Source organism: Ornithinimicrobium avium (assembly GCF_003351765.1).
Classification (GTDB): domain Bacteria; phylum Actinomycetota; class Actinomycetes; order Actinomycetales; family Dermatophilaceae; genus Ornithinicoccus; species Ornithinicoccus avius.
Window position 1 is genome coordinate 1594590 of record NZ_CP031229.1, and the last position, 23366, is coordinate 1617955.

The window sequence follows — 23366 nt, forward strand, 5'->3', positions numbered from 1 at the left end:
TCTGGCCGGGGACCCGGCGGCAGCGACCGACCTCACCGACGCCGAGCCAGGGTGCGGTCACCGCTGGGCAACGTGGAGGACAGGAGCGGGAACACCCTTCGCGGCGCGGATGCAGCCTGACCAGTTCCCGGACCGCGGACCGCTCGGTTCACACTGCACGAGGTCGTCTTCTTCGCCTCCCTGGGCCTCGAGCCCATGCTTGAGATCTCCCGGTCATCCTCTGACCTCCCCCGCCAACTGAGCCGGAGCGTCAGGCCAGAAGCACGGTTTGGTGGTCAGTCCCCGGCGAGGATGTTGCCGTTGTGCCTCACTTGCCGTGGCGGGAACTGGCATGGAGCCAGAGGCGGCATCCCTGGCTGCCGCCGCTGCCCCATCCCCCCACCGTCCCACCGCCCCACCGTCCCACCGTCCCACCGTCCCACCGTCCCACCGTCCCACCGTCCCACCGCCCCACCGCCCCACCGCCAGGATCCGCCGCCTCCGCGCGGAACGCCTGTCGTCGTAGGCGTGGACACCCTCGCTGTCGAACTGGCGGCACGCCGTCAGCGGGAGGTCGCCCGCTGGGTTCTTCGACGCGCTCGTTAGCCACCTGTGTGCCAGAACGACCGGCGGAACCGTGCACTTTGGTTTCTTCAATCACGTTCACCACACCTCTTGCGCATGACCGAAAACCCGCGTCGTTGTGCGGATTTTCGGCGCTCCCAAGGTGGTATCGCGCAGCCTGAAAGACGCTCCTCGAGGTGGCGTTAAACGCACCACGAATGCTCTGACCTGCGACGATGCGGGGCCTGTGCGACGCGCGCCAGTTCTGTGACACTCCTAGCAGCCTTCTGCTCACTCTTGCTGGGTATCGGCATCAGCACGCCCCTGGAACTGACACAGACGCCCCGAGCGCACCATCGATCAAGCCCCAGGCAGGACAGCACCAGGGTGAGGCCCTCGACCCGACAGCACCAGCGCGCTGGGCATACTGAACTCATTTCCAAGTCCCGTGTCGTCGCCGACCACGCCCAGCTGCTTGACGACGACCACGCCCAGCTGCTTGACGACGACGCGCAGGCCAGCCTGGAGTTCGCCGCCATCGCCTTCAGCGGGCGGCAGCCCCTCCTGCGCGCCACAGCGTGCGGCTCCTGCTCGTCGAGTGCCGCAGCACCCGCCTGATCAGTTGCTCTCCGAGGCAGGATAGGACGTCACCCACCTCGACTGGACCGCGACTCCCTCCAGCCCCGAGCAGCCGGTCTTGACACCACCATGCTCACCGAGGTCACGGGCAACTCACGTCAGGGCGGGCGCCGGGCCTGCTCGCTCAACTGTGAAGAGCCAGTGAGGTGTCGGGGCTATTCGTTGAGTATGGCCAACGCGACATCGGCGAGTCGTTGGCGGCTGGAGCGGGCGCGCTTGCGGAGCAGGTCGAAGGCGGTGAAGCGCCCCAGGTTCGATGCCGCTCCTGTTTGAGTCCAGGAGGATGAGCACCATGCCCAAGAAGATCGATCCAGAGTTGAAGGCCCGCGCTGTGCGTCTGGTCACCGAGCACCTGTCCGAGTACCCGTCGTTGACGGCCGCTTCGGCCGCGGTGGCCAAGCAGCTGGGTGTCGGGAGGGAGTCCGTGCGTCGCTGGGTCATCCAGGCCCAGGTCGATGCCGGTGGCCGCGACGGTGTGACCAGTGAGGAGCTGGAGCAGATCAAGTCCTTGAAGTCCAGGGTCCGCCGGTTGGAGGAGGACAACGCGATCCTGAAGGCCGCGACGGTTTTCTTCGTCGGGGAGCTCGACCCCCGCAACCGATGATCATGGGATTCATCCACACCATGAGAGCCCAGGGCCACGCGGTCGAGTCGGTCTGTGTGGTGCTGCGTGAGCAGGGCTGCCAGGTTGCCGCGCGGACCTACCGATCCTGGAAGCAGACCGGTCGAACGATCGCGGCACGTACGGTGACCGACGCCCAGGTTGTGGACGCGGTGCGTGACATCGCCTGGACCACCACGCCGCACGGGCGCCGCAAGTTGGCCCCGGAGGGCCTGTACGGGCGCCGGAAGATGACCGCGTACGTGCGCCGCACGACGATGCCCGCGGCGTCTGCCGGGGCCGTGGACCGGGCCATGAGGACCCTCGGGCTGGTCGGGGTGCGCCGCGACAAGGGCACCCGGACCACGATCCCGGCCAAGGACGGCATCCGGGCCGGTGACCTGCTGAATCGTGACTTCACCGCCAACGCACCGAACCTCGTGTGGGTCACGGACTTCACCTACGCCAGGACGTGGGCCGGGTTCGTCTACGTCGCGTTCATCCTGGACGTGTTCTCCCAGCGGATCGTGGCCTGGCACGCCGCCAGCACCAAGCACACCGACCTGGTCATGATCCCGCTGCGGATGGCGATCTGGCAACGAGAACGGGACGGCCACCCCAGGGTGCCCGGGCAGCTGATACATCACAGTGATGCGGGCAGCCAGTACACCTCGATCCGCCTCACCGAGCATCTCGCGCTGGAGGAGATCCGGCCCTCGATCGGGTCCGTGGGCGACGCGTACGACAACGCGCTCATGGAGACGGTCAACGGGCTCTACAAGGCCGAGTGCATCCGCACCACGGTCTTCCACGCGGGGCCCTACAAGACCCTCGCCGACGTGGAGTACGCCACCGCCGGCTGGGTCGACTGGTACAACACCCGTCGGCTCCACGGGTCGCTGGGCAACGTCCCACCGATCGAGTACGAGCAAGCCCACTATGCTGCCCTCAACCCCGAGCCGCAGCCCGTATGAGAGCGGCAGAGAACCTGGGGCGCTTCAGCTGGGCGAGCGGCTGCCGCGCGGTCGCCGGCTGGCCTTCTGGGCGCAGGCCGAGGTGGTGGCTGCCGCGACCGACCTGGCGGAGGTGATCGGCGGCGCGATCGCCCTGCACATCCTCTTCGGCATCCCGCTGCTGGCCGGAGGGGTGATCGTCGGGGTGGTCTCGATGCTGCTGCTGGCGGTGCAGACGCACCGCGGCCCGCGGCACTTCGAGTTCGTCATGAGCGGTCTGCTCGCCATCATCACCGTGGGGTTCGTGACCGGTCTGTTCCTCGGCCCGGTCGACTGGGGCGAGGCGGTGGCCGGCGTGCTCCCCAGGCTGGAGGGCACCCCGACGGTGCTGCTGGCGGCCAGCATGCTGGGGGCGACGGTGATGCCGCACGCGATCTACGCCCACTCTGCCCTGGCTCGGGACCGGCACGGTCTCCCACCTGCCCGTGCGGCGCTGCCGCAGCTGCTGACCGCGACCCGGTGGGACGTGCTGCTCTCCTTGCTGGTGGCCGGTTCGGTCAACATCGCGATGCTGCTCCTCGCTGCGGGCAACCTGTCCGGCGTGCCGGGGACGGACAGCATCGAGGGCGCCCACGCCGCGATCGTCGCGGCCCTGGGACCTGGTGTGGGCATCGCCTTCGGCGTCGGCCTGCTGGCCTCCGGGCTCGCGTCCACGTCGGTGGGCTGCTACGCGGGCTCGGCGATCATGGGTGGCCTGCTGCACGTGCGGCTCAGCGTCTTCACGCGCCGGCTCATCACGCTGGTCCCGGCACTGGTGGTCATCGCCGCCGGCGTCGACCCGACCTGGGCGCTCGTGCTGTCCCAGGTGCTGCTCAGCCTCGGCATCCCGTTCGCGCTGGTCCCGCTGGTCCGGCTGACCGGCGACCGGGCAGTGATGGGGGTGTTCGTCAACCGCGCCTGCGTCAGCGTCGTCGCCTGGGTCGTGGTCGCGCTGATCGTGGCACTGAACCTCGCGCTGCTCGTCCTGACCGCGGCCGGCGGCGGCTGACCGCTGGCATGGCTAGCCTTGTTGCCGTGGAGCTGAGCGAGATCACCCCTGTCGCCCAGGACTACCTCAAGGTCATCTGGTCGGCGACCGAGTGGGCCGGAGCCGCCATCACGACGACCGGTCTCGCGCGCCGGATGGGCACCACCGCGCCCAACGTGACCGACACCCTCAGGCGGCTGGCCAGCCAGGGGCTGGTGGAGTACACGCCGTACCGCCCGGTGGCGCTGACCACCCTGGGCGAGCGGTATGCCGTCGCGATGGTCCGCCGCCACCGTCTGCTGGAGACCTTCCTGGTCACCAGCCTCGGCTACCGCTGGGAGGAGGTGCACGACGAGGCCGAGCGCCTCGAGCACGCCGTCTCCGACACCATGATCGAGCGCATCTCCGCCCTGCTCGGCCATCCCGAGGCAGACCCGCACGGAGACCCCATACCCAGCGCCACGGGAAAGGTGCACCGACCACCGGGGGCGGCGCCCCTCGCGGACGTGTCGCAGGGCGAGTACGTCGTCGTCCGCGTCTCCGACAGCGATCCTGGAGTGCTGGTCCGGCTCAGCCGGCGGGGCGTGGCCCCGGGCGCACACCTGCGTGCGGCGGCCGGTGGGGTCGTTCGACCCGGCCGCGGAGGTGGGCACCCGACGGGGCTGACCGCGGAGGAGGTCGGCGCGATCTGGGTCGTGCCCGCCGGACCGACGACCTGACCGGGTTGGTCGTGCGAGCCACCAGGGGGTCGGGACCGCTAGTGTCGGGCCCGTGGACGAGGCGACCGAGCCGGTGCCCTTCGAGGTCTACCAGGAGGGTGTCTACCTACACGGCACGAAGGCGAGCCTGGCTGTCGGAGAGATGCTCACGCCCGGCCGAGAATCGAACTTCCAGGCGGGTCGGCTCATGAACCACGTCTACTTCACCCAGACCCTGGACGCGGCGACCTGGGGTGCGGAACTGGCCGCCGGTCAGGGCCGGGGCCGCATCTACGTCGTCGAGCCGACGGGCGACTTCGAGGACGACCCCAACGTCACGGACAAGAAGTTCCCGGGCAATCCGACCCGGTCCTTCCGGACCCGCGAGCCGGTGCGCGTCGTGGGTGAGCTGACCCGCTGGGTCGGCCACCGTCCGGAGGAGGTGCAGACGATGCGAGAGGGGCTCGCCGCCCTGCAGCGCGAGGGCAGGGCGCCGATCGAGGACTGAGCGGCGCAGTCGGCGTGGCCCGCGCCCGGCACCGGCCGGGCGGTCCACGTCATACCCCCGGGACGAACACCCGGCGGTGGGCCGTGACCGTCTCCAGCAGCACCCGCTCGCGGCGCAGCCACTCGACGTCGCCGCCCCCCTCCTGCTCGAGGTGGTGGCGCACCATCGCCAGCTCGCCGCTCTCGTCCTGGAAGGCGGTCATCGCGGCCTGCGCGGGGCGTCCGCCGGCGGCGCGCGCCCACCGGCGGGCCCGGCGCCGCTCGCCCGGGTCGGCCAGCATGGCGACCTCGGCGGGGGTGTACCAGCCGGCGAGGCCGTAACCGGTGAGCGAGTCGCGCAGGATCCGCGACTCGCGGCGGCGGGCCCAGCGCAGCAGCAGGAGGAAGGCGACGAAGAGCGGCACCTGCACGACGACGAAGATCTCCAGGTAGGCGTCGGCCGCCACGACCGCGCTGTAGTTCCACAGCGCGTGCAGGAAGATGGCCGCAGCCAGGCCGATGAGGACGATCCATGCCGAGGACCAACGACGCCGGTGCGCGACCAGGCCGAGCGCCAGCCCGGTGCAGACCGTGAACATCGGGTGGGCGAACGGACTGACCAGGCAGCGCACGACGAACAGCCCGACCAGGCCGGGGGTGCCCATCTCCACGTAGGCGCTGCCCAGGTAGAGGATGTTCTCGACGAAGGCGAACCCGGCCGCCACGATGCCGGCATAGACGATCCCGTCGGCCACGCCGTTGAACTCCCGCCGCGCGCGCCAGAAGATCAGCAGCACTCCCAGCCCCTTGGCCATTTCCTCCACGACCGGTGCCACGACCACCGCGCCGAGCACGAGCGGGTCCTCGGCGTGCAGGCCGGCGAAGAAGGCGACGCCGAGCTCGTTGAGGACCAGCGCCAGGAGGGTGGAGATGAGCGCGCCCCAGAGGAAGGCGAACCACAGCAGCCGCCCGGGCTCCTGCTCCAGGCGGTCCACCCACAGGAAGGTGGGCACGACCACCCCGATCGCGATCGAGGCGCTGACGAGCGCCAGCCCCGCAGCGGTCAGACCCAGCAGGTCGAAGACGAGGCCGCCCATCACCAGCGCCGCCAGCCCGAAGACGGTCACGACCGCGCTGGTGACGATGATCCGCCGGATGAGCGGGCGCCGGGTGGCGTTGCGGGGCGAGGGGGCCTGCGGCTGGAGGGCCATCACGCGCTGCCAGGCGTCCCCCTGCTGCCCGGGGGTATGCGGCGAGCCGTCCGGGTGCGGCGGTCCCGCTGGCGGGGGCGACGTGGGCGTCGGGGCGGGCGGAGGCATGGCCGCGAGGCTATCGCGAACCGGGGATGGCTACGCTCGGGTCCGTGACTGACGAGCGGATCGTGTGGATCGACTGCGAGATGACGGGGCTGGACACGCAGGACGACGCCCTGGTCGAGGTGGCCTGCCTGGTGACCGACGCCGAGCTCAACGTGCTGGGCGAGGGCGTGGACGTGGTGATCCGGCCGCCGCAGGAGGCGCTGGAGCAGATGGGCGACTTCGTCCGCGAGATGCACACCCGCTCCGGCCTGCTGCCCGAGCTGGAGTCCGGCATCACCCTGCAGGACGCGCAGGCCCGGGTGCTCGCCTACGTGCGCGAGCACGTCCCGGAGGGCCGCAGGGCTCCGCTGGGAGGCAACACGGTGAGCACGGACCGCGTCTTCCTGGCGCGCGACATGCCCGAGCTCGAGGCGCACCTGCACTACCGGATCATCGACGTCTCCTCGGTCAAGGAGCTCGCCCGGCGCTGGTATCCCCGCGCCTACTTCGCCTCCCCGCCCAAGACCGGCGGTCACCGGGCGCTCGGCGACATCCTGGACAGCATCGCCGAGCTGCGCTACTACCGCGAGGCGGTCTTCCTGCCACCCCCCGGTCTGGACAGCGTCGCGCTCAAGGCGATCGCCGCCCGGCACACGCACGTCGAGGGCTGAGCGCCGCCTGCCCTGTGGGCCCGGCGCCCGGCCACGTGGGACACTGCACGGGTGCCCGTCCCACCATCCCCGAGCGGGACCTCTCGATGGACGCGCGCGACTCTCGTCTTCGCCGTCACCCTCACCGTCCTGCTCGGCCTGGTGATCGCGCTGAGCTACCTGGGGCACGAGCTCTACGAGGCGGTCACCGAGGGGGACGGGGTCGCGGCGGTCGACCACCCGGTCCTGAACCGGGCCGTCGAGCTGCGCTCTCCCGCCCTGACGAACCTCGCGGTGGCGCTGACCCTGCTCGGGGGCAGGGTCGGTGCCCCGCTGCTCGCGCTCCTGGCCCTGGCGCTGCTGTGGTGGCGCCGCAGAGACTGGACCCCGCTGGCCCTGATCGGCGCCACCATGGGCGGGTCCCTGCTGCTCACCGTCTCGGGCAAGAGCTACGTGGGCCGCGTCCGTCCGCCGGCCGCGCTCGCCCTCCCGCCCTACGAGACGTCCCCGTCCTTCCCCAGCGGACACACCCTCAACGCCACCGCCCTGGCCGTCATCGTCGGCTACCTCGTGCTGGTGACCGTGCGCGGACGGGTCCTTCGCACGGCCATGGTCGTCGGGGCGGTGGTGCTCGCCGCAGGCGTCGGACTGAGCCGGGTCTACCTGGGCCAGCACTGGCTGACCGACGTGTTCGGCGGGTGGCTGGTGGGCGCGGCCTGGGCGCTCTGCGTCATCTCCGCCCACCGGCTGTGGCTGCAGGTCCGCTCCCCGGAGCGCTAGCGAGCGCGCACCCGGTCCTGGCACCGGTAGGACACCGCATTTTCCGCCTGACGGTAATGTCGGGTGACCCATCCCGCGAGCCAGGAGAGGAACTGCTGTGCAGCAGACGCGACCCCCGGTGCTGGTGCTGGGCGCGACCGGCGGCCAGGGTGGAGCCGTCGTCGACGCGCTCCTGACCCACCGGTCCCCGGTCCGGGCCCTGGTCCGCGACCCTGCCTCGCCCGCGGCGCGCCGTCTGCGGTCGAGGGGCGTGGAGGTGGTTCCCGGCTCCCTCGACGACCGCGATTCGCTGAGCACCGCCATGCGTGGCGTCGCCAACGTCTTCGCCGTGACGACCCCGTTCGAGGCGGGCGCGGAGGCGGAGGTCGCCCAGGGACGTGCGATCCTGGGAGCGGCAGGGGACGCTCGCGTGCCGCACCTGGTGCTGAGCTCGGTGGCGGGTGCCGACGAGGACAGCGGCGTGCCGCACTTCGAGAGCAAGGCCGTCATCGAGCGCGAGCTCGTGGCGGGGCAGGTGCCGCACACCATCCTGGGTCCCGTCTACTTCTTCGACAACGCGCTGGGTGGGAAGAGGCAGATCCTCGAAGGGGTCCTGGAGCTTCCGCTGCCCGCGGACCGCCCGCTGCAGCAGCTCGCCCGCCGCGACCTGGGCCGGTTCGCCGCTGCGGTGCTGCTCTCGCCGGAGGCGTTCGCGGGGCGGCGCATCGAGCTGGCCAGCGACGATCCCACTCCGGCCCGGATGGCGACCGCCCTGGGGTCGGCGCTCGGCCGACAGGTGCGGCACGAGGAGATACCGCTGAGCTCGATCGACGACCCGGACATGCACGCCATGTGGCGGTTCCTGGCGGACAAGGGCTACCGCGTCGACCTGCCCGCGCTGCACGGCGCCCACCCCGACCTATCCTGGACCTCGTTCGCCGACTGGGCGTCGATGAGCATGGAAGACGAATCATGACTGGACAGACCACGCAGACCGAGCAGGTGTGGCCGAGCCTGCGGGTGGAGGACTGGACCGCGACCCGCGACACCTTGCACATGTGGACCCAGATCGTGGGCAAGATCCGGCTGGCCCACGCACCACTGGTCAATCACTGGCGGCAGGTGACGCTGTACGTCAGCCCGCGCGGACTGACGACATCGACGATCCCGTACGGCGCACGTGCCTTCGACATCGAGTTCGACTTCGTCGACCACCAGCTGCGCATCCGCCTCGACGACGGTCGGACCCGGACGGTCGCACTGGCGCCCTAGCCGGTGGCGGTGTTCCACGCCGAGGTCATGAAGGCGCTTGAGGAGCTGGGCCTGCAGACACAGATCCAGTCGGGACCCAACGAGGTCGACCCGGCCATCCCGTTCGCCGAGGACTACGAGCACGCCTCCTACGACGCCGAGGCCGCGCACCTGTTCTGGCGGCAGCTGGTCCAGGCCGACCGTGTGCTCCACCAGTTCCGGGCGCACTTCCTCGGCAAGGTCAGCCCGGTGCACTTCTTCTGGGGCGCCATGGACCTGGCCTGCACCCGCTTCTCCGGCGGGACGGCGCCCACGCACCCCGGTGGCGCCCCCAACTGTGCTGACTGGGTGATGGAGGAGGGCTACTCCCACGAGCTGAGCAGCTGCGGGTTCTGGCCAGGGGGCGGGGAGGAGGGTGCGTTCTACTCCTACGCCTACCCGGGCCCGGACGGTTTCGCCGATCACCCCGTCGGCCCCGAGGGAGCCTTCTTCAGCCAGGAGTTCGGTCAGTTCCTCCTGCCGTACGAGGTGGTGCGCACCGCGCCCGACCCCGACCGGACGCTGCTGGAGTTCTTGCAGTCCACCTACGAGGCCGCCGCCGATCTGGGCGGGTGGGACAGGGAGTCGCTGGAGGACGATCCGTCCCGCCTGGACCACCTCCGCTGACGCGGCAACATCTCCCCCACAGTCCTGGAGCGGAAGCGGACAGTGATGGATGCAGGACCAGCTGACTTCATGGACCCGGCGCGACTGGCCGAGACCGGACGCGTCGAGGCCTTCAGCGACGGCGTGTTCGCGATCGTCATCACGCTGCTGGTCCTGGACCTGCGCGCGCCCGACTCCGAGCCGTCCGGCCTGCTGAGGGACCTTCTGGCGCAGTGGCCGGCATACCTGGGCTACCTGACCTCGTTCCTCTACGTCGGTGTCATCTGGCTCAACCACCATGCCCTGTTCAACCGTGTCCAACGGGTCGACAAGGGCCTCAACCTGACCAACCTCACCCTGTTGCTCACCACGGTGGTCCTGCCCTTCCCCACCTCCGTGCTCGCGACCGCGACGCAGGACGGCGACCCGCGCAACATCAGTGTGGCCGTCGCGCTCTACGCCCTGGTCGCAGGGTTGATGTGCGCCTCGTGGCTGCTGATCTTCTCCTACCTCAACCGTCACTCGCATCTCCTGGTGGGCGTGGACTCCTCGTTCTTCGCCCGGGAGAGGCTGCGTGCATGGACCGGCGTGGTGGGCTATGCCGCAGCGGGCGTGCTGGGATTCCTGACCCCCGTCGCGGTGCCGCTCGTGGTGCTGCTGGCCCTTCCGGTCTTCTACTTCCTGACCAGCCACGGCCTCTCCCGGTGGCCGCGGGCGCGGGCAGGCGCCGCGTGACCGCCGTGGTGACGTGCTCGCCGACGACGCTACGTCCGGCGCAGTGCGCTCCACGTCCTGACCGGCCGACGCGGGCGTGGTCGCTCTCGGCGGTCCACTCGAGAAATGCGACCTTCCCGTCGCACAGCACGTTGGTGTAGGTGTACGGCGCGTTCGGGAGTTCCTCCGACAGCAGTCGGGCCAGCTCGCGCACCCCCTCGCGTCCACGGAACACTCCTCGTCGCTCGAGCACGACACAGTCCGGTGAGACGTTGCGCGCGATGTCGTCCTCGAAGCGGTGCTCGCCGGCGAGCCGAAGGTGGTCCTCGAAGACCTCCTTCGTCGAGCGGCGCCGCAGTTCCTCCGACATGAGCAGTCCCCTTCCGTCTGGCCGACCCGAGACCGGGCTTGCCGTGAGACAGATTCCACCGCAGTGACGATCTCGTCGCAAGACCTCGGGGGCCGTCGCGTGCTGAGACCGGTCAGCCGGAGTCGCGCCTCGAACCGCGTAGGCGCTGCGGCCCGTAGGCGGAAAGACCCCGGATTCCGCACCGTTGCGCGGAATCGGGGGCCTGACCTGCTGTGACGTGGATCACGTCATTCCTCTACGGGTGAGTGACGGGAATCTCACCTGAATCTCGCTGACCTGCGACGCTGCAGCCACTACGCGGTCCGTGTCAGCAGTGTGACAGTTCGCCACGCTGCCCGACGACTCCCGACTGGCGTGCCGGGCCGAGGTCCAGCGTCGTGGTGGCGCGGCGACCAGGCCTTCCTGGCGCATGATGTCGCGGACCAGGTCGAGCCCGGCGCTTCCGACCCGCGGGTCGTCGCTGCGGGTGAGGACCGCGTGCACCCGGCGGGCGCCGTAGGGTGCCGCGGCTCCTGGGCCATTCAACTACGCGCCTCCACCGTCGCGCCCCGCCTCGGACGCCGGGCAGGCCCGAAAGCATTACGATCCAAGCGAAAGACACTGTCACACTGGCGGGAGCGTCCTGCGGCCACGCAGCCATGCGTGCAATGTCGCGGGCCGCAAGCCTGCTGCCGCTGCGACGGCTGAAAGAGTGGCCCCGGCGGCGATCGCGACGTCCGCGTGGAGCACGACTCTGGCGCGCGCAACCTCCAGCTCCCGGCCCGCCTCCTCGACGCGCTCAACCGCACGTCTCACCTTCAGTGCGTCATCCCCGGCCAGCATGCGCCCCACGGTAACCCGGGATACTGGCTCTCCCCGTCCGTGATCGGGCGGCCATACTTACGTCGGGGCCGCTATTGAGCGGATGGTCCACTCGTCGGCGCGGAGCCGCAAGGGTCCTCCGTATGCGTCAGCCGGGCACCTGCCCGGTGATGGCACGCACCTTGCCTCCTGCCGCACCGAGGCGCTCATACCTCCGGCCGTTGGACAGCCGGCCAGCAGTCTCGACGGGGCGGGTCCAGCTGGCGGGGAGGCTCATGGCGTCAGGCTTGCCGTCGCTTGCTGCCAGGGTGGAGCGCATGGCGGCGCGTGTCGCCATGGTCGCTTGGCGGCCGATCTCCTCGGCGCGACCTCGGATCGTTCTTGGGAGTGGGATGGCGCGTTTGTGCAGGACGTCGCGCGGGGCGACCGTGGCGTCCGGAACGGGTGGGGTCCCCGGGCCGTTGTCCTCGGGCGTGGCCCGCAGTATGTCGTTGGCCACTCTGGCGTCCACGAGCAGCGGGGCGTTGCGGGTGGCGTCGTGAAAGACCCCGGCCACGCCGGTCAGGGTGGCGTGGAACCGGTGGAGGGACTTGACCAAGGACTCCCCGTCGACACGATCACTCATGTCCTGGACCGAGGCGGGCATGCGCCCGGTGGCGGTGACTTCGCGCATGGCGTCCGCCAGTTCCCACCCTGCCCTGCTCAGCGCGAGGGGGCTCGAGTCCTGATGGTGGGTGAGCTGCTGGAAGTAGGTATGTGCCTCGCCCCACGTCTCGATCATGGTCTCCAGCGCTGGACTGATCTCGTTGTCGAAGGTCCAGGGGTCGACGTGTCCGGTCTGGACGGCGGCACGCCACAGCGCGTGCACGTGTACGGACGCGCTGAACGCTGCCCCAGCCACCCGGGTCATCGCGTGGGTCGTGGGTTCCCGGGTCAGGGCCCGTTGTGCGTGGACGTCCCAGGCGGCGATGGCGCCGGGGATCCTGGTGTCGTCCGTCGGTTCGCGGTGCCTCCCGTCGAGCGCCTGGGGGTAGTGGCCCTTGATGTAGGAGTAGGTGATCTCCTCGATGCCGAGGACCTGGTGGCGAAGTTCCTCAGCGGTCACCCGGTGCACCCGCAGACGGGGGTCGAACTGCTCTGCCAGCGCGGTCTGGGCAAGGCCGACGGAGACGGCGTGGGAAGCGACGTAGAGGGTGTGCATGATGTTGACGCGCGCGGCGAAGGAGTCGCGCAGCTGGGCGTCGGTCCACCGGTCCGGCTCGCGGCGCTCGGCGACGCCGCTGCGGGTGATCAGTTCGCCAGCCTCGGTGAACATCTGGCCGATCTCCTGCAGCGTGGGGTCCACGTCGATCCCCCCACCGGCCGAACGGTGCAGCGTCCTGGCCGACCGTTCGAGCTGGTCGATGACCTGCCTGCCGCTACCGGGCAGGTCCGAGCGTTGCGGGAGCTGGCGCCACAGCTCGCTGGCTCCTTCGACGACCTCTCCCCAGGCCTGCAGCATTGCCCGCCCGTCCAGATGGGGTGCCTCGTACAGCAGGCCGCGGGCCAGGACGTTGGCGCGGTCCATCAGCTCTCCCGCGCTGGGCGGGTAGGTCGTGGGCTGGCGTCGCCGGCTCACGAGAACTCCCGCACCGTCTCGATGAGGATCTCGACGACCGGCACCATGCCGGGGGGAAAGTGGTTGACCGGTGCCGTCCGGCTCAGCTCCTCGGCCCGTCGGGCCAGTTCGACAGGATCGGCTCCGTCCACCTCCGGCCCGTCCACGAGCGCATCTCGGTATGGCTCAGGGACCAGGTGGAACACCAGGTCGCAGGCGTACGTCAGGTTGCTCGCCAGTGCCACCGTGTCCAGGTCGAGGCTCTGCCGGGCCCGCCGGTAGGCCTCGGCGCCTGCCTGCCGCAGCAGCTGGTGCATCTGCACCAGGACCCGGGCGGCCTGGGGTGTCGTGTCGCTCATGTGGTCGCTCCCCTTCTCGTGTCTCGTTCGTGACGGCATCCGGTCCCTGGCTACGTGGTCGGGCAGGGGAACGGACCAGGTCTGGCCCCGCCTGGGGAGGAGGAGCCGGACGGGCCGGCCTGTGGACAAGCCCTGCGGGTTGTCGGTGCCGGCGTGCACGCTGTTCATGACCCCCAAAGCGGGGGACGGAAAGCCTGGGACTCACCGATCCGAACGTGGCTGGTCGGCACCCAGGGGCGTGGGTCGCTCAGGGAGGTGACGCGATGACAGCAGTGCGCAGGGCACGGCGGGCACGGGCCAGGGCCCTGGTCGTGCCGATGCTCATGAGTGGCCCGATGTGGTTGGTCATCGGTGAGGGGGCTCTGGGCTGGTACGACCCCGTCCGTCACCTGGGGCGGTACGGGACGGCGACCCTGACAGTGGTGGCCGTGCTCCTGCTGGCCGCGGCCGCCGACACCAGGCCCGGGGAGCGGTGGCTGGCCCGCGTCTTCCTGCGTGCACGCGCACACCGGCTCCACCAACGGCACGCGTTGGCGCCCGTGGCCCAGGTCCTGCTACGCCACGGTGTCCCACCCCAGCAGCTCGAGCTGCTGGTCGGCCCCTGCCAGCAGGTGGACGTCACCGCGCTCGGCCGGCGGACCGTCGTGGTGAGCAAAGGCTTGGTCGACGCGCTCTGGTCAGGGCAGCGGCGACCACAGCAGGCAGCGGCGCTCATCGCGCACGAGGTCGGGGTGATGCGCTCCGGGCTGACCCGTCACGACCCAGCCATGATGGTCCTGCTGGCACCGTGGAAGATCTGGATCACGTGGATCGCCATCATGTGGGGCATCGCCTCGACCTTCTTGAGCCACCGGGTGATGGTGGCGTGCCTGGTCATCAACGCCGGCGTAGGGATCTGGCTGGGGGTCACCGAGGACCCTGCCATGTACGTCTCCACCGTCGTCATGGTCGTCGTTCTCGCCACCTGGTGGGCCATACGGTCCTGGGACCGCGCCCGCGCCCAGGTCGGTGACCAGTACCTCCTGCAGCACGACCTGGCCGGCGTCTACGCAGACCTGCTGACGGCGACCTTCACCGACGACCACACCCGCGACCGCGCCGTGCGACTACGGCACCCCCAGCAGCAGCACCAGCCCTCGGCCTTCACGGCCGGTCCACCGGGCGCGCAGGACCTGCTCAGCACGACGGGTCGCTGACGAGTGGTGCCTTGTGGGTCGCGCCGCCCGCTCCCGGCCTGGCGCCCTCCCTGGCCAGCTCCTCATGCTCCCGGCGCGTCCGCGCCTTCTGGAGCCGTCGGGAGTTATCGGACTCCTCGGCGCGTGCGTCGCTATGCTTCGCGCGGCACGCTGGGCCGCCAGCACTGCTGGTGCGCCGCGAGCGAGCGGGCGTCTGTAGGGTCCTCAACTTGGATCACCCTTCGATGCTTGCTCCCCGTGCCGGTCATCAGGCCGGAGTTCCGCAGATGGTAGGCACGCGGATCGGCGTTCTTCCCGGTGATGGCGCGGAATAGCGGCCCTCGGGCGTGCGAGGGTTGTGTTACTACAGGCCGCCGGCAAGTGCCGGTGGGCAGGAGGCGCGCGCTGGCCTCAGGTCGTGGTGCTGAAGTCGTGGTAGCGGCGTGGTTCGGGGAGGTCGAGCGCGGCAAGGATGTTCTTGTGCCCGGCGGTCAGGGCGGTGCGTTGGGCCACGGTGCCGGCACCGGTGGCCAGGGTGACCAGGTGCAGGCGGTCGAGCTCGTGGCGGACGTTGCGCCACGTGTCGCCGGTCGCGTTCTCGACGACGCGGATCAACAGCAGCGCCAGCCAGCACAGCTGGACGTGGGCGGGGATGCGATCCTCGCGGTGGTGGAACACCGGGCGCAGCCCGAGGTGGCCCTTCATGTCGCGCCAGCCGCGCTCGACCGCCAGGAGCTGCTTGTACGCCGCGGCCAGGTCCTCGGGGGACAGGGTGGGGTCGCAGGTGCGTAGCAGCCACTTGCCGTCCAGGTGCGCCTCGGTCTTGATCGCGCCCTGGTCGATGCGTAGCAGCCCGGAGGCGGTGCGGCGCAGGTAGCGGCGCAGGCCGGGCTTGGCTTTCAGCGACCCGACCAGCTCGTCTCGCTTGCGGGCGGTCCAGTCGTCGGAGCCGGCGATCAACCCTTCCAGGTGCTTGACCAGGTTGGCCCGGACAGCCTCGTCGCGGTCGGCCTGCTCGGGGTTGTGAGCGATCACGAACCGTTGCGCGCGCATCCCACCGTCGCCGTCCCCGCCGGTGGCGGGGTCGTTCGGGTTGACGTGGACCTCCTTGAGGCGCAGGTTGCCCGCGACCGTCTTGTACCGGCCGGCCCGGGCCAGCGCAGCCCTCGCTTCGGTGTTGGTGTGCCGCAGCTTCTCGGCGTGGATGTAGGGCCCGCCGCCCTTGGTGAGGTAGGCCCGGTTGGTGGCCGTGGCGAAGCCGCGGTCGGCGACCCAGACCATCCGGTGCAGGTTCCACCCGGCAAGGTCGTCCCCGGCGGAGCCTGGATCGACGCCGGAGAACCCCTGGTCCTGCTCGGGGACTCCGGCACCGGGAAAACGCACCTGCTCATCGGGCTGGGCACCGCAGCCGCCGAGCAAGGCCGCCGCGTGCGGTACGTCACCACCGCGGCCCTGGTCAACGAACTCGTCGAAGCCGCCGATGAGAAACAACTCTCCCGCCTGGTCGGCCGTTACACCCGCCTGGACCTGCTGTGCCTGGACGAAATCGGCTACGTCAGCCTCGATCCCCGCGGCGCCGAGCTGCTCTTCCAGATCATCACAGCCCGCGAGGAACGGGCCTCGATCGCCTGTGCCTCCAACGCACCCTTCAGTGAGTGGGGCTCCACCTTCACCGACCCCCGCCTGGCCGCCGCTGTCGTGGACCGCCTCACCTTCCGCGCCCACATCATCAACACCGGCACCGACTCCTACCGCCTCACCGCGACCCGCGCAGCCAAGAAAGGAGCCGCCACCACCTGACCACCAGGTCGGGCACGCCCCAACGGGCTGACCGACCCGCACGCCCCAACCCCCCGAGGGTGGGGCCAAATCAGAACAGCACAGTGGGGCCAAATGGACTTGTCATTCTCAACCCCGCCTGGCGCCGACCCCCCGCCCCGACGAGGAACGACCCCAAGTGGAAAAGCCGGACAGACCGGCAGGTCCGCCATGCCCAGATGCACAACCGGTCCACCGATCCCCTTCAGCAGTACTCCACCCCGCTCAAGAAAACAGAGTCGGCGGATCGAGGCTGAGGTAGCCAGCGTCCCAGGCATTGTTGCCGCCAGCCCCCATAAGAATGATCGGGGATGGCCTCGGCGTGTCTTCCAGCATTTGCCCGACTTTTATCGATGATCTTCCCAGCCTCGCCAGCAGGGGGGCTTGGGATGTTCCCGCATGTGGTGACTGTTCGGCGAAGAACTCGACGCCAACTACGCGGCGGGACCCTGTTCGATGAGGAGTAGGTATGGCGGCTCTTCACAAACGAGGGTGTAGGGGTGGCGTGAGCGGGATCGGCGCGTCGGTACGGGGGTAGGCGTCGAGGTCTTCCGAAGATGGAGGTTCCTACACGCAGCCATCCGAAAGACCTCGACGTGCACGACGCTACCTTCACGCGCCCCGACCTGACTACTTTCACCGGGCTGGACGCCCTCGGCCTGGCGGCTACTGGGCAGCTGCTCGAGCCCGACCGGGCGGTCCTGGCCTGCCGGGTCCTGGAGCCGGATGACTGGTGCCGTCGGTGCGGGTGCCAGGGCGTGCCGCGCGACACCGTGACCAGGCAGCTGGCGCACGTGCCGTTCGGGTGGCGACCCACCATCCTGCTCATCACGGTCCGGCGGTACCGGTGTACCGGGTGCTCTCACGTGTGGCGCCAGGACACCACCGCCGCGGCGCCGCCGCGGGCGAAGATCTCCCGCGCCGGGCTGCGGTGGGGACTGGTCGGCATCGTGGTCCAGCACCTGTCGATGGCCCGCGTCGCCGAGGGACTGGCGGTCTCCTGGAACACCGCCAACGACGCCGTCCTGGCCGAAGGCCAGCGGCTGCTGATCGACGACCCGGCCCGCCTCGAGGGCGTGCGCGTCGTTGGCGTCGACGAGCACTGTTGGCGGCACACCCGCCGGGGCGACAAGTACGTCACCGTCATCATCGACCTCACCCCGGTCCGCGACGGCACCGGCCCCGCGCGGCTGCTCGACATGGTCGAGGGCCGCAGCAAGAAGGCGTTCAAGACCTGGCTGGCCGAGCGCGACCAGGCCTGGCGCGAGGGGATCGAGGTCGTGGCCATGGACGGCTTCTCCGGCTTCAAGACGGCGACCAGCGAAGAGCTGCCAGACGCTGTGCCGGTGATGGATCCGTTCCACGTGGTCCGCCTGGGCGGGGAGGCACTGGACGAGTGCCGGCGCCGGGTGCAGCAGGAGCTGCACGGCCACCGGGGCCGCAAGGGCGACCCGCTGTACTCCGCGCGACGGACCCTGCACACCGGCGCCGACCTGCTCACCGACCGCCAGCACGAGCGCGTCGAGAAGCTCTTCGCCACCGAGCAGCACACCGAGGTGGAGTGCACCTGGGGCATCTACCAGCGGATGATCTACGCCTACCGCGCCCCGGACCGGACCGCCGGCCGGGCAGAGATGGCCTCGGTCATCGAAGCGCTGAGCAGCGGCGTCCCCGCCCGGCTGGTCGAGCTGCGCAAGCTGGGCCGCACCCTGGCCAGACGCGCCTGCGACGTCCTGGCCTACTTCGAGCGGCCCCGCACCAGCAACGGACCCAGCGAAGCGATCAACGGTCGCCTTGAGCATCTCCGCGGCCTGGCCCTCGGCTTCCGCAACCTCACCCACTACATCGCCCGAGCACTCCTCGAGGCCGGTGGATTCAGACCCCAACTACACCCTCGATTGTGAAGAGCCCGTTACCCTGGCCCGGACCGGCAGCTGGTCGGTCTCCTCGGTGAACGAGCGGCGCGGGCAGAGCTCCTCGGTGCAGGCGTAGCGGCGCTTGCGCACGACGACGTCGAGGCGCTCACCCCCGCAGGGCACGTCCTTGACGTGCTGGACCGGGCGGGCCTGGACCCGGCAGGACAGCACCCCGCAGGACGGGCAGGCGCCCTCGGACGCGATGGTCTCGACGATCACCTGCCGCGGCTGGTCGCCGACGGCAGGGCTGGCCGAGACCACCTGGTAGCCGGGCAGGTTGAACAGGATCGACGCCGCATCGACGTCGAACGTAGGCTTGTGCACGCTCGCGGTCCTCGCTACTTGGATGCCTTGACAACACCCATGCTGGCGCAGGGCCGCGAGCCCTCCTTCAGGGCCCCCACCACGCTCAAAGTCGAAGAACCGCCATGCCGCGGCGCTTGCACGAGCGCAGCAGGTCGGCCCAGGACTCGGTGAACTCGCGGTGCCCGTCCTCGAGCGCGACGAGCTCCTTGGTGCCGTCGGCGCGGACGCCGACCATGACCAGCAGGCAGACCTTGTCCTGGGTCAGGCGGACCTTGAGGTGGATCCCGTCGACCCACACGTACACGTAGTCGGTCTCGGCCAGCGACCGCTTGTTGAACGCGGCGGCCTCGGCTTGCCACTGCTCGGTCAGCCGGGTGATCGCCTTGGCCGACAGCCCCGAGGCGGTGCCGAGGAACTGGGTCAGCGCCGGGGCGAAGTCGCTGGAGGACAGGCCGTGCAGGTACAGCAACGGCAGCACCTCGGCCAGCTGCGGGCTCTTGCGGGCCCACGCGGGCAGAATCGCCGAGGCGAACCGCTTGCGCTCACCGGTGGCCTCATCCACCCGCCGGTCGTTGACCCGCGGCTGGCGCACCGGGACCGCACCAGCGGCGGTGGTCACCACCCGGGGCGCGTGGTACCCGTTACGCACCACCAGCCGGTGGCCGTGCTCATCGACCTCGTGCGCGTACCGCTCGACGTAGGCGGCGACCTCGGCCTGCAGTGCGGCCGCGAGCATCTGCCTGGCGCCGTCGCGCACGATCTCATCCAGCAGCGACCCACCCCCCAGCGGTCGCGTCGACGTTGGACTCGGTGCTCTCCTGGACTACCTTGAGCATGGGCGTACCTTCCCGAGCCGGCGCGCCAACGCCGACCCTGATCAGAACTTCTATGGGCTTTCAGATCTTGCTCGGGAGGTACGCCACTTTCACGTCACCCCGCCGAGGGCCATCCAGTCGGGTGGCCGGGGGGAATCTCACCCCCCGGCTCCCACAGAACCGTGCGTGACAGTCTCCCGTCACACGGCTCTTACCACCCTGTCGGAAGGAAGTCCCGGGTCCAGGCCCAGTGGGCGAACCCACGCGGGTAGCGAGCGACCAGCGCCCGCCACCATGCCTTGACCTTCTTGAACCCATGCAACGCTCGATACTTCTTGCGGGCCCACCGCACCAGATAGGTGTTGATGCGGCGCAGCAGGGGATACAACTCAGAGCGATAGAACGCCCCGTAGTACTGCATCCAGCCCCGCACGATGGGATTCATCCATCGGGCGAGGTCGGTAAGGCTTCCACCGGTGCGCAGGTGGATGCGCCACCTGCGAACCTGTCTGCCCATCGCCACCAGGGCTTCCCGGGACACCGCGGGCAAGAACGAGGCGAACTTCCGCCCGTGCTTGTTCCGCGCCGACCGGGTCCGGAAGGTGTAGCCCAAGAACGTGAACGACTCGTGCTCGTGAGAGCCGCGCCGGTTGTCGTCCTTGCAGTACACGATCTTGGTCTTGTCCGGGTGCAGTTCCAGCCCGACCTCGATCATCCGGGCAGCGATCGCCGAACGCAGCCGCTCTGCGTGGCCGCGTGTGGCGGCATGCACCACCACGTCATCGACGTAGCGTTCGAACTGGACGGAGGGGAACTCCCGGGCCATCCAGGCATCGAACGCATAGTGCAGAAACAGGTTCGCCAGGACCGGTGAAACCGCGGACCCCTGCGGGGTGCCACGGTCTCGGTCCTGAACGCTGCCGTCGGGATGCACCATCGGCGCAGCCAACCAGCGCCGCACGTACAGCACCACCCAACGGTCCTCGGTGTTGGCCTCCACCGCCTTGAGCAGCAGGTCATGGTCGACGCTGTCGAAGAACGCGCGGATGTCCAGATCGAGCACCCAGTCCTTGCTCCAGCATCGTCGCCGGGTCACCGCTACCGCATCCAGGGCCGACCGCCGCGGCCGGTACCCGTAGGAGTCAGGGTGGAACATCGGTTCCACCCTGGCCTCCAGCCGGGCCGCGACCACGGTCTGGGCGATCCTGTCCGCGACAGTTGGTACCCCGAGCACCCTGACCTTGCCGTCAGGCTTGGGGATCGGCACCGCGCGCACCGGCGGCGGGAAGTAGGACCCCGAGGACATCCGATTCCAAACCTTGTACAGGTTGCCCCGTAGATCGGCCTCGAACTCCTCGATGGTCACCTCATCCACCCCCGAAGCGCCCTTGTTCGCCTTCACCCGCTCATACGCCTGCCACACCTCCCACTTGGAGATCTCGAACGACTTGCCTTCCGTCAGTGACGTGCTCACCGCGGTTCCTCCCACCCTTGTGGTTGACCCGACGAACAGATCACGGTGGCCTGGCCCCTTCGCTCCACGCCCATTACAGGCACTTCGCCGCTACTACGAGCCAGTCCGCCAACCCATCCCGCATCGGTACTCAGCACCTCGCAGTTTCTGCTGCTTGGTGGTCTTCCTCTCTCCACCCCCACGGGTAGACGTATCGGGATGGGCCTTCCCACGTTCCGTGCAGCAGCCGCAGACCAGGCTCGCGTCGCCTTCATGCCGGACACCACCTGGCCAGTCAGCGGGCTCCCGCCAGGCTCATCCCGGGGACAACCTGAAACCCCGGTTTCGATGTCGTGTTGATTATCATCTCGACACTTCAACGGCGATTCACTCACGTTCGCCTTCCTGATCCCTACCTGACACCTCAACCGGTGCCTTCTCCTCATCGCTCACCACCCCGGCCTTGCAGCCAGGGCAGCATGAGGCGGTTTGGAGCCTCCCCCACGCAGGGCGACTCCGAAGGGCCTTCCTTCATCAGCTGCACAGCACCGTCCTCAGCAACGACTACCTACACATCGCACCTCCGACGTTCGTGGCACACCAGGTTCTGATCATTGCTCGTGACGCACAGACCCTGCACGCTGTCAGCGGCGCTTGAGAACTGGACGGTCACGGCGCTCGAAAAGTGGACACCCCAACAACGATTGGAGAGTGATCACTATGGAGGACTGGGCGCTGATCAGGAGGCTGGCTCGGGACGGTGTGCCGAAGGCGGCGATCGCCCGACAGCTGGGCATCTCGAGGACCACGGTCATCAAGGCCGCCAACTCCGAGGGGCCGCCGCGGTACGTCCGCAAGAGCGGGCCGACGTCGTTCACGCCGTTCGAGGCTCAGGTGCGGGCGTTGCTGGCGGAGACCCCGGACATGCCCGCTACGGTGCTCGCCGAGCGGGTCGGGTGGACCGGCTCGATCCGGTGCTTCGGGGACAACGTGAACCGGGTGCGGGCTGATGCTCGCCCGATCGACCCGGACCAGCCGCAGCCAGATCTCATACTTCGCCGATGGTGACAGGATCTTCTTCGGCCGTTGCCGCCTCGGCATCGACCTTGTGATGGCGGATGCTTCCTGACCAAGGACCAGGCGATCAACGCAGCCAAGAAGATGGTTTCCATTCGCCTTGTGATGGCGGACGCTTCCTGACACCTGAGATCGCGGGTTCGATTCCCGTCATCCCGTTTCTATTCGCCTTGTGATGGCGGATGCTTCCTGACAGAAGGCGCTCGACGTGCTGTCCGCCTGAGGCTGAGTTTCTATTCGCCTTGTGATGGCGGATGCTTCCTGACACCGTTCAGTCCAGGAGGCGCTACGGCGCCACGTTTCTATTCGCCTTGTGATGGCGGATGCTTCCTGACCCATCCAGCAGGAGTCCTCATGGCGGAAAGGGCAGCTGTTTCTATTCGCCTTGTGATGGCGGATGCTTCCTGACCAGGACCGTCCTCGCAGTCATCAAGAGCGGCGAAATCGTTTCTATTCGCCTTGTGATGGCGGATGCTTCCTGACAAGCTCGCCGCCCCCGCTCTACACGCCGCCGCCTCCTCCGTTTCTATTCGCCTTGTGATGGCGGATGCTTCCTGACGTCCGCGAGTTTGACTACTCGCGCGACGGCGACCTCGTTTCTATTCGCCTTGTGATGGCGGATGCTTCCTGACCCGTCTGCGGCTAAGTCAACACTTCTGTCCCTACTGTTTCTATTCGCCTTGTGATGGCGGATGCTTCCTGACGTGATCTGCAGACGCTGATCGACGGAGGCTGCCTGTTCTTTCTATTCGCCTTGTGATGGCGGATGCTTCCTGACCGTCGGCGAGCAGTCCGTACCGCTGGCGATGGCTTGTTTCTATTCGCCTTGTGATGGCGGATGCTTCCTGACATCACGGTCAACAACTCGCCCGTCGTCGACAACCTGTTTCTATTCGCCTTGTGATGGCGGATGCTTCCTGACTCGACCCCTGTGGAGGAGACGACTAGTCCGCCTGGGGAGTTTCTATTCGCCTTGTGATGGCGGATGCTTCCTGACATCACCCTCAGCCTGACCGATCCCGGGCAGTGGTTCCGTTTCTATTCGCCTTGTGATGGCGGATGCTTCCTGACCAGGTGATGGTCGGTGGCCGGGACGTGGAGATGTTTCTATTCGCCTTGTGATGGCGGATGCTTCCTGACAAGCTCGCCGCCCCCGGTCTACACGCCGCCGCCTCCTCCGTTTCTATTCGCCTTGTGATGGCGGATGCTTCCTGACGCGCTGCAGGGTCGGAAGCTTCGGCTCCGATGTTGTTTCTATTCGCCTTGTGATGGCGGATGCTTCCTGACTCGGTGAAGGGCACGGCGTTCGGGCTGGGCGAGGCGTTTCTATTCGCCTTGTGATGGCGGATGCTTCCTGACGCGTGAGATGGTGCACTGCGCAACACTAGCAGCTAATCGTTTCTATTCGCCTTGTG

General features: G+C 69.0%; 17 protein-coding genes, 4 pseudogenes and 1 CRISPR repeat array (1 of these 22 only partly in view). Of the genes and pseudogenes, 13 read left to right on the plus strand and 8 right to left on the minus strand.

Annotated features, from left to right (window positions below; genetic code table 11):
• The first annotated feature begins 1474 nt into the window (after window positions 1–1474).
• From DV701_RS07200 to arr, 4 genes are all read left to right on the plus strand, one after another.
• Window positions 1475–2757, plus strand: a protein-coding gene (locus tag DV701_RS07200) for an IS3 family transposase (RefSeq protein WP_114930887.1) whose coding sequence is annotated in 2 segments (ribosomal slippage) — window positions 1475–1748 and window positions 1748–2757 — 1284 coding nt in all. Because the reading frame shifts where the segments join, the coding sequence is not laid out codon by codon here.
• Window positions 2723–3784, plus strand: coding sequence for an Nramp family divalent metal transporter (locus DV701_RS07205; RefSeq protein WP_114927707.1), 1062 nt, complete (start codon window positions 2723–2725; stop codon window positions 3782–3784). Before DV701_RS07200 ends, DV701_RS07205 begins: the two co-directional genes overlap by 35 nt.
• A gap of 26 nt (window positions 3785–3810) precedes the next feature.
• Entirely contained in the window at window positions 3811–4482 is a 672-nt protein-coding gene (locus tag DV701_RS07210) for a metal-dependent transcriptional regulator (protein ID WP_114927708.1), read from the plus strand.
• A 52-nt stretch (window positions 4483–4534) separates the two neighbouring features.
• A complete protein-coding gene (gene arr / locus DV701_RS07215) occupies window positions 4535–4969 on the plus strand; it encodes an NAD(+)--rifampin ADP-ribosyltransferase (protein ID WP_114927709.1) in 435 nt (144 codons plus the stop codon).
• Between the two features lie 49 nt (window positions 4970–5018).
• On the opposite strand, the gene DV701_RS07220 is transcribed toward arr, so the two are convergent.
• The gene (locus DV701_RS07220) at window positions 5019–6266 is read right to left on the minus strand and encodes a PrsW family intramembrane metalloprotease (protein ID WP_114927710.1); all 1248 of its coding nucleotides are present in this window, start codon (window positions 6264–6266) and stop codon (window positions 5019–5021) included.
• Between the two features lie 26 nt (window positions 6267–6292).
• Here DV701_RS07220 and orn point away from each other — a divergent pair, with 26 nt between their 5' ends.
• From orn to DV701_RS07245, 5 genes and pseudogenes are all read left to right on the plus strand, one after another.
• A complete protein-coding gene (gene orn, locus DV701_RS07225) occupies window positions 6293–6916 on the plus strand; it encodes an oligoribonuclease (RefSeq protein WP_114927711.1) in 624 nt (207 codons plus the stop codon).
• 51 nt (window positions 6917–6967) lie between these two features.
• On the plus strand, window positions 6968–7675 hold the full coding sequence (locus DV701_RS07230) for a phosphatase PAP2 family protein (RefSeq protein WP_114927712.1): 708 nt from the start codon (window positions 6968–6970) through the stop codon (window positions 7673–7675).
• 97 nt (window positions 7676–7772) lie between these two features.
• A complete protein-coding gene (locus DV701_RS07235; protein ID WP_114927713.1) occupies window positions 7773–8630 on the plus strand; it encodes an NmrA/HSCARG family protein in 858 nt (285 codons plus the stop codon).
• Window positions 8627–9571: pseudogene (locus tag DV701_RS07240) on the plus strand (DUF5996 family protein). Before DV701_RS07235 ends, DV701_RS07240 begins: the two are co-directional and overlap by 4 nt.
• A gap of 45 nt (window positions 9572–9616) precedes the next feature.
• A complete protein-coding gene (locus tag DV701_RS07245; RefSeq protein WP_228255269.1) occupies window positions 9617–10285 on the plus strand; it encodes a TMEM175 family protein in 669 nt (222 codons plus the stop codon).
• Between the two features lie 46 nt (window positions 10286–10331).
• On the opposite strand, the pseudogene DV701_RS19345 reads toward DV701_RS07245, so the two are convergent.
• The 3 genes and pseudogenes from DV701_RS19345 to DV701_RS07265 all read right to left on the minus strand — a co-directional run.
• A pseudogene (locus DV701_RS19345) lies at window positions 10332–10634 on the minus strand (nuclear transport factor 2 family protein); the annotation flags it as partial.
• Between the two features lie 949 nt (window positions 10635–11583).
• Window positions 11584–13053, minus strand: coding sequence for a hypothetical protein (locus DV701_RS07260; RefSeq protein WP_162802865.1), 1470 nt, complete (start codon window positions 13051–13053; stop codon window positions 11584–11586).
• On the minus strand, window positions 13050–13391 hold the full coding sequence (locus DV701_RS07265) for a hypothetical protein (protein WP_114927717.1): 342 nt from the start codon (window positions 13389–13391) through the stop codon (window positions 13050–13052). The genes DV701_RS07260 and DV701_RS07265 overlap by 4 nt, the downstream gene beginning before the upstream one ends.
• Window positions 13392–13654: 263 nt before the next feature.
• Here DV701_RS07265 and DV701_RS07270 point away from each other — a divergent pair, with 263 nt between their 5' ends.
• Window positions 13655–14587, plus strand: coding sequence for a hypothetical protein (locus DV701_RS07270; RefSeq protein WP_162802866.1), 933 nt, complete (start codon window positions 13655–13657; stop codon window positions 14585–14587).
• A 390-nt stretch (window positions 14588–14977) separates the two neighbouring features.
• Here DV701_RS07270 and DV701_RS07275 read toward each other — a convergent pair whose 3' ends face one another.
• On the minus strand, window positions 14978–15847 hold the full coding sequence (locus tag DV701_RS07275) for an IS1634 family transposase (RefSeq protein WP_202863661.1): 870 nt from the start codon (window positions 15845–15847) through the stop codon (window positions 14978–14980).
• A 36-nt stretch (window positions 15848–15883) separates the two neighbouring features.
• On the opposite strand from DV701_RS07275, the pseudogene DV701_RS07280 reads away from it, so the two are divergent.
• Window positions 15884–16366 (plus strand): annotated as a pseudogene (locus tag DV701_RS07280) (ATP-binding protein); the annotation flags it as partial.
• 614 nt (window positions 16367–16980) lie between these two features.
• On the plus strand, window positions 16981–18288 hold the full coding sequence (locus DV701_RS07285) for an ISL3 family transposase (RefSeq protein WP_114927719.1): 1308 nt from the start codon (window positions 16981–16983) through the stop codon (window positions 18286–18288).
• Here DV701_RS07285 and DV701_RS07290 read toward each other — a convergent pair.
• From DV701_RS07290 to ltrA, 3 genes and pseudogenes are all read right to left on the minus strand, one after another.
• Complete coding sequence (locus DV701_RS07290; protein WP_228255270.1) at window positions 18271–18624, minus strand: transposase family protein; 354 nt, start codon at window positions 18622–18624, stop codon at window positions 18271–18273. The two genes, DV701_RS07285 and DV701_RS07290, sit on opposite strands and share 18 nt — an antisense overlap.
• 103 nt (window positions 18625–18727) lie before the next feature.
• Window positions 18728–19442, minus strand: a pseudogene (locus DV701_RS07295) (transposase); the annotation flags it as partial.
• A gap of 190 nt (window positions 19443–19632) precedes the next feature.
• Window positions 19633–20895, minus strand: coding sequence for a group II intron reverse transcriptase/maturase (gene ltrA, locus DV701_RS07300; RefSeq protein WP_202863662.1), 1263 nt, complete (start codon window positions 20893–20895; stop codon window positions 19633–19635).
• Between the two features lie 699 nt (window positions 20896–21594).
• On the opposite strand from ltrA, the gene DV701_RS07305 reads away from it, so the two are divergent.
• Complete coding sequence (locus DV701_RS07305) at window positions 21595–21942, plus strand: helix-turn-helix domain-containing protein (protein ID WP_228255331.1); 348 nt, start codon at window positions 21595–21597, stop codon at window positions 21940–21942.
• A 96-nt stretch (window positions 21943–22038) separates the two neighbouring features.
• Window positions 22039–23366: direct repeats of the CRISPR family, unit length 37 nt; unit sequence GTTTCTATTCGCCTTGTGATGGCGGATGCTTCCTGAC; it runs 1682 nt beyond the window's last position.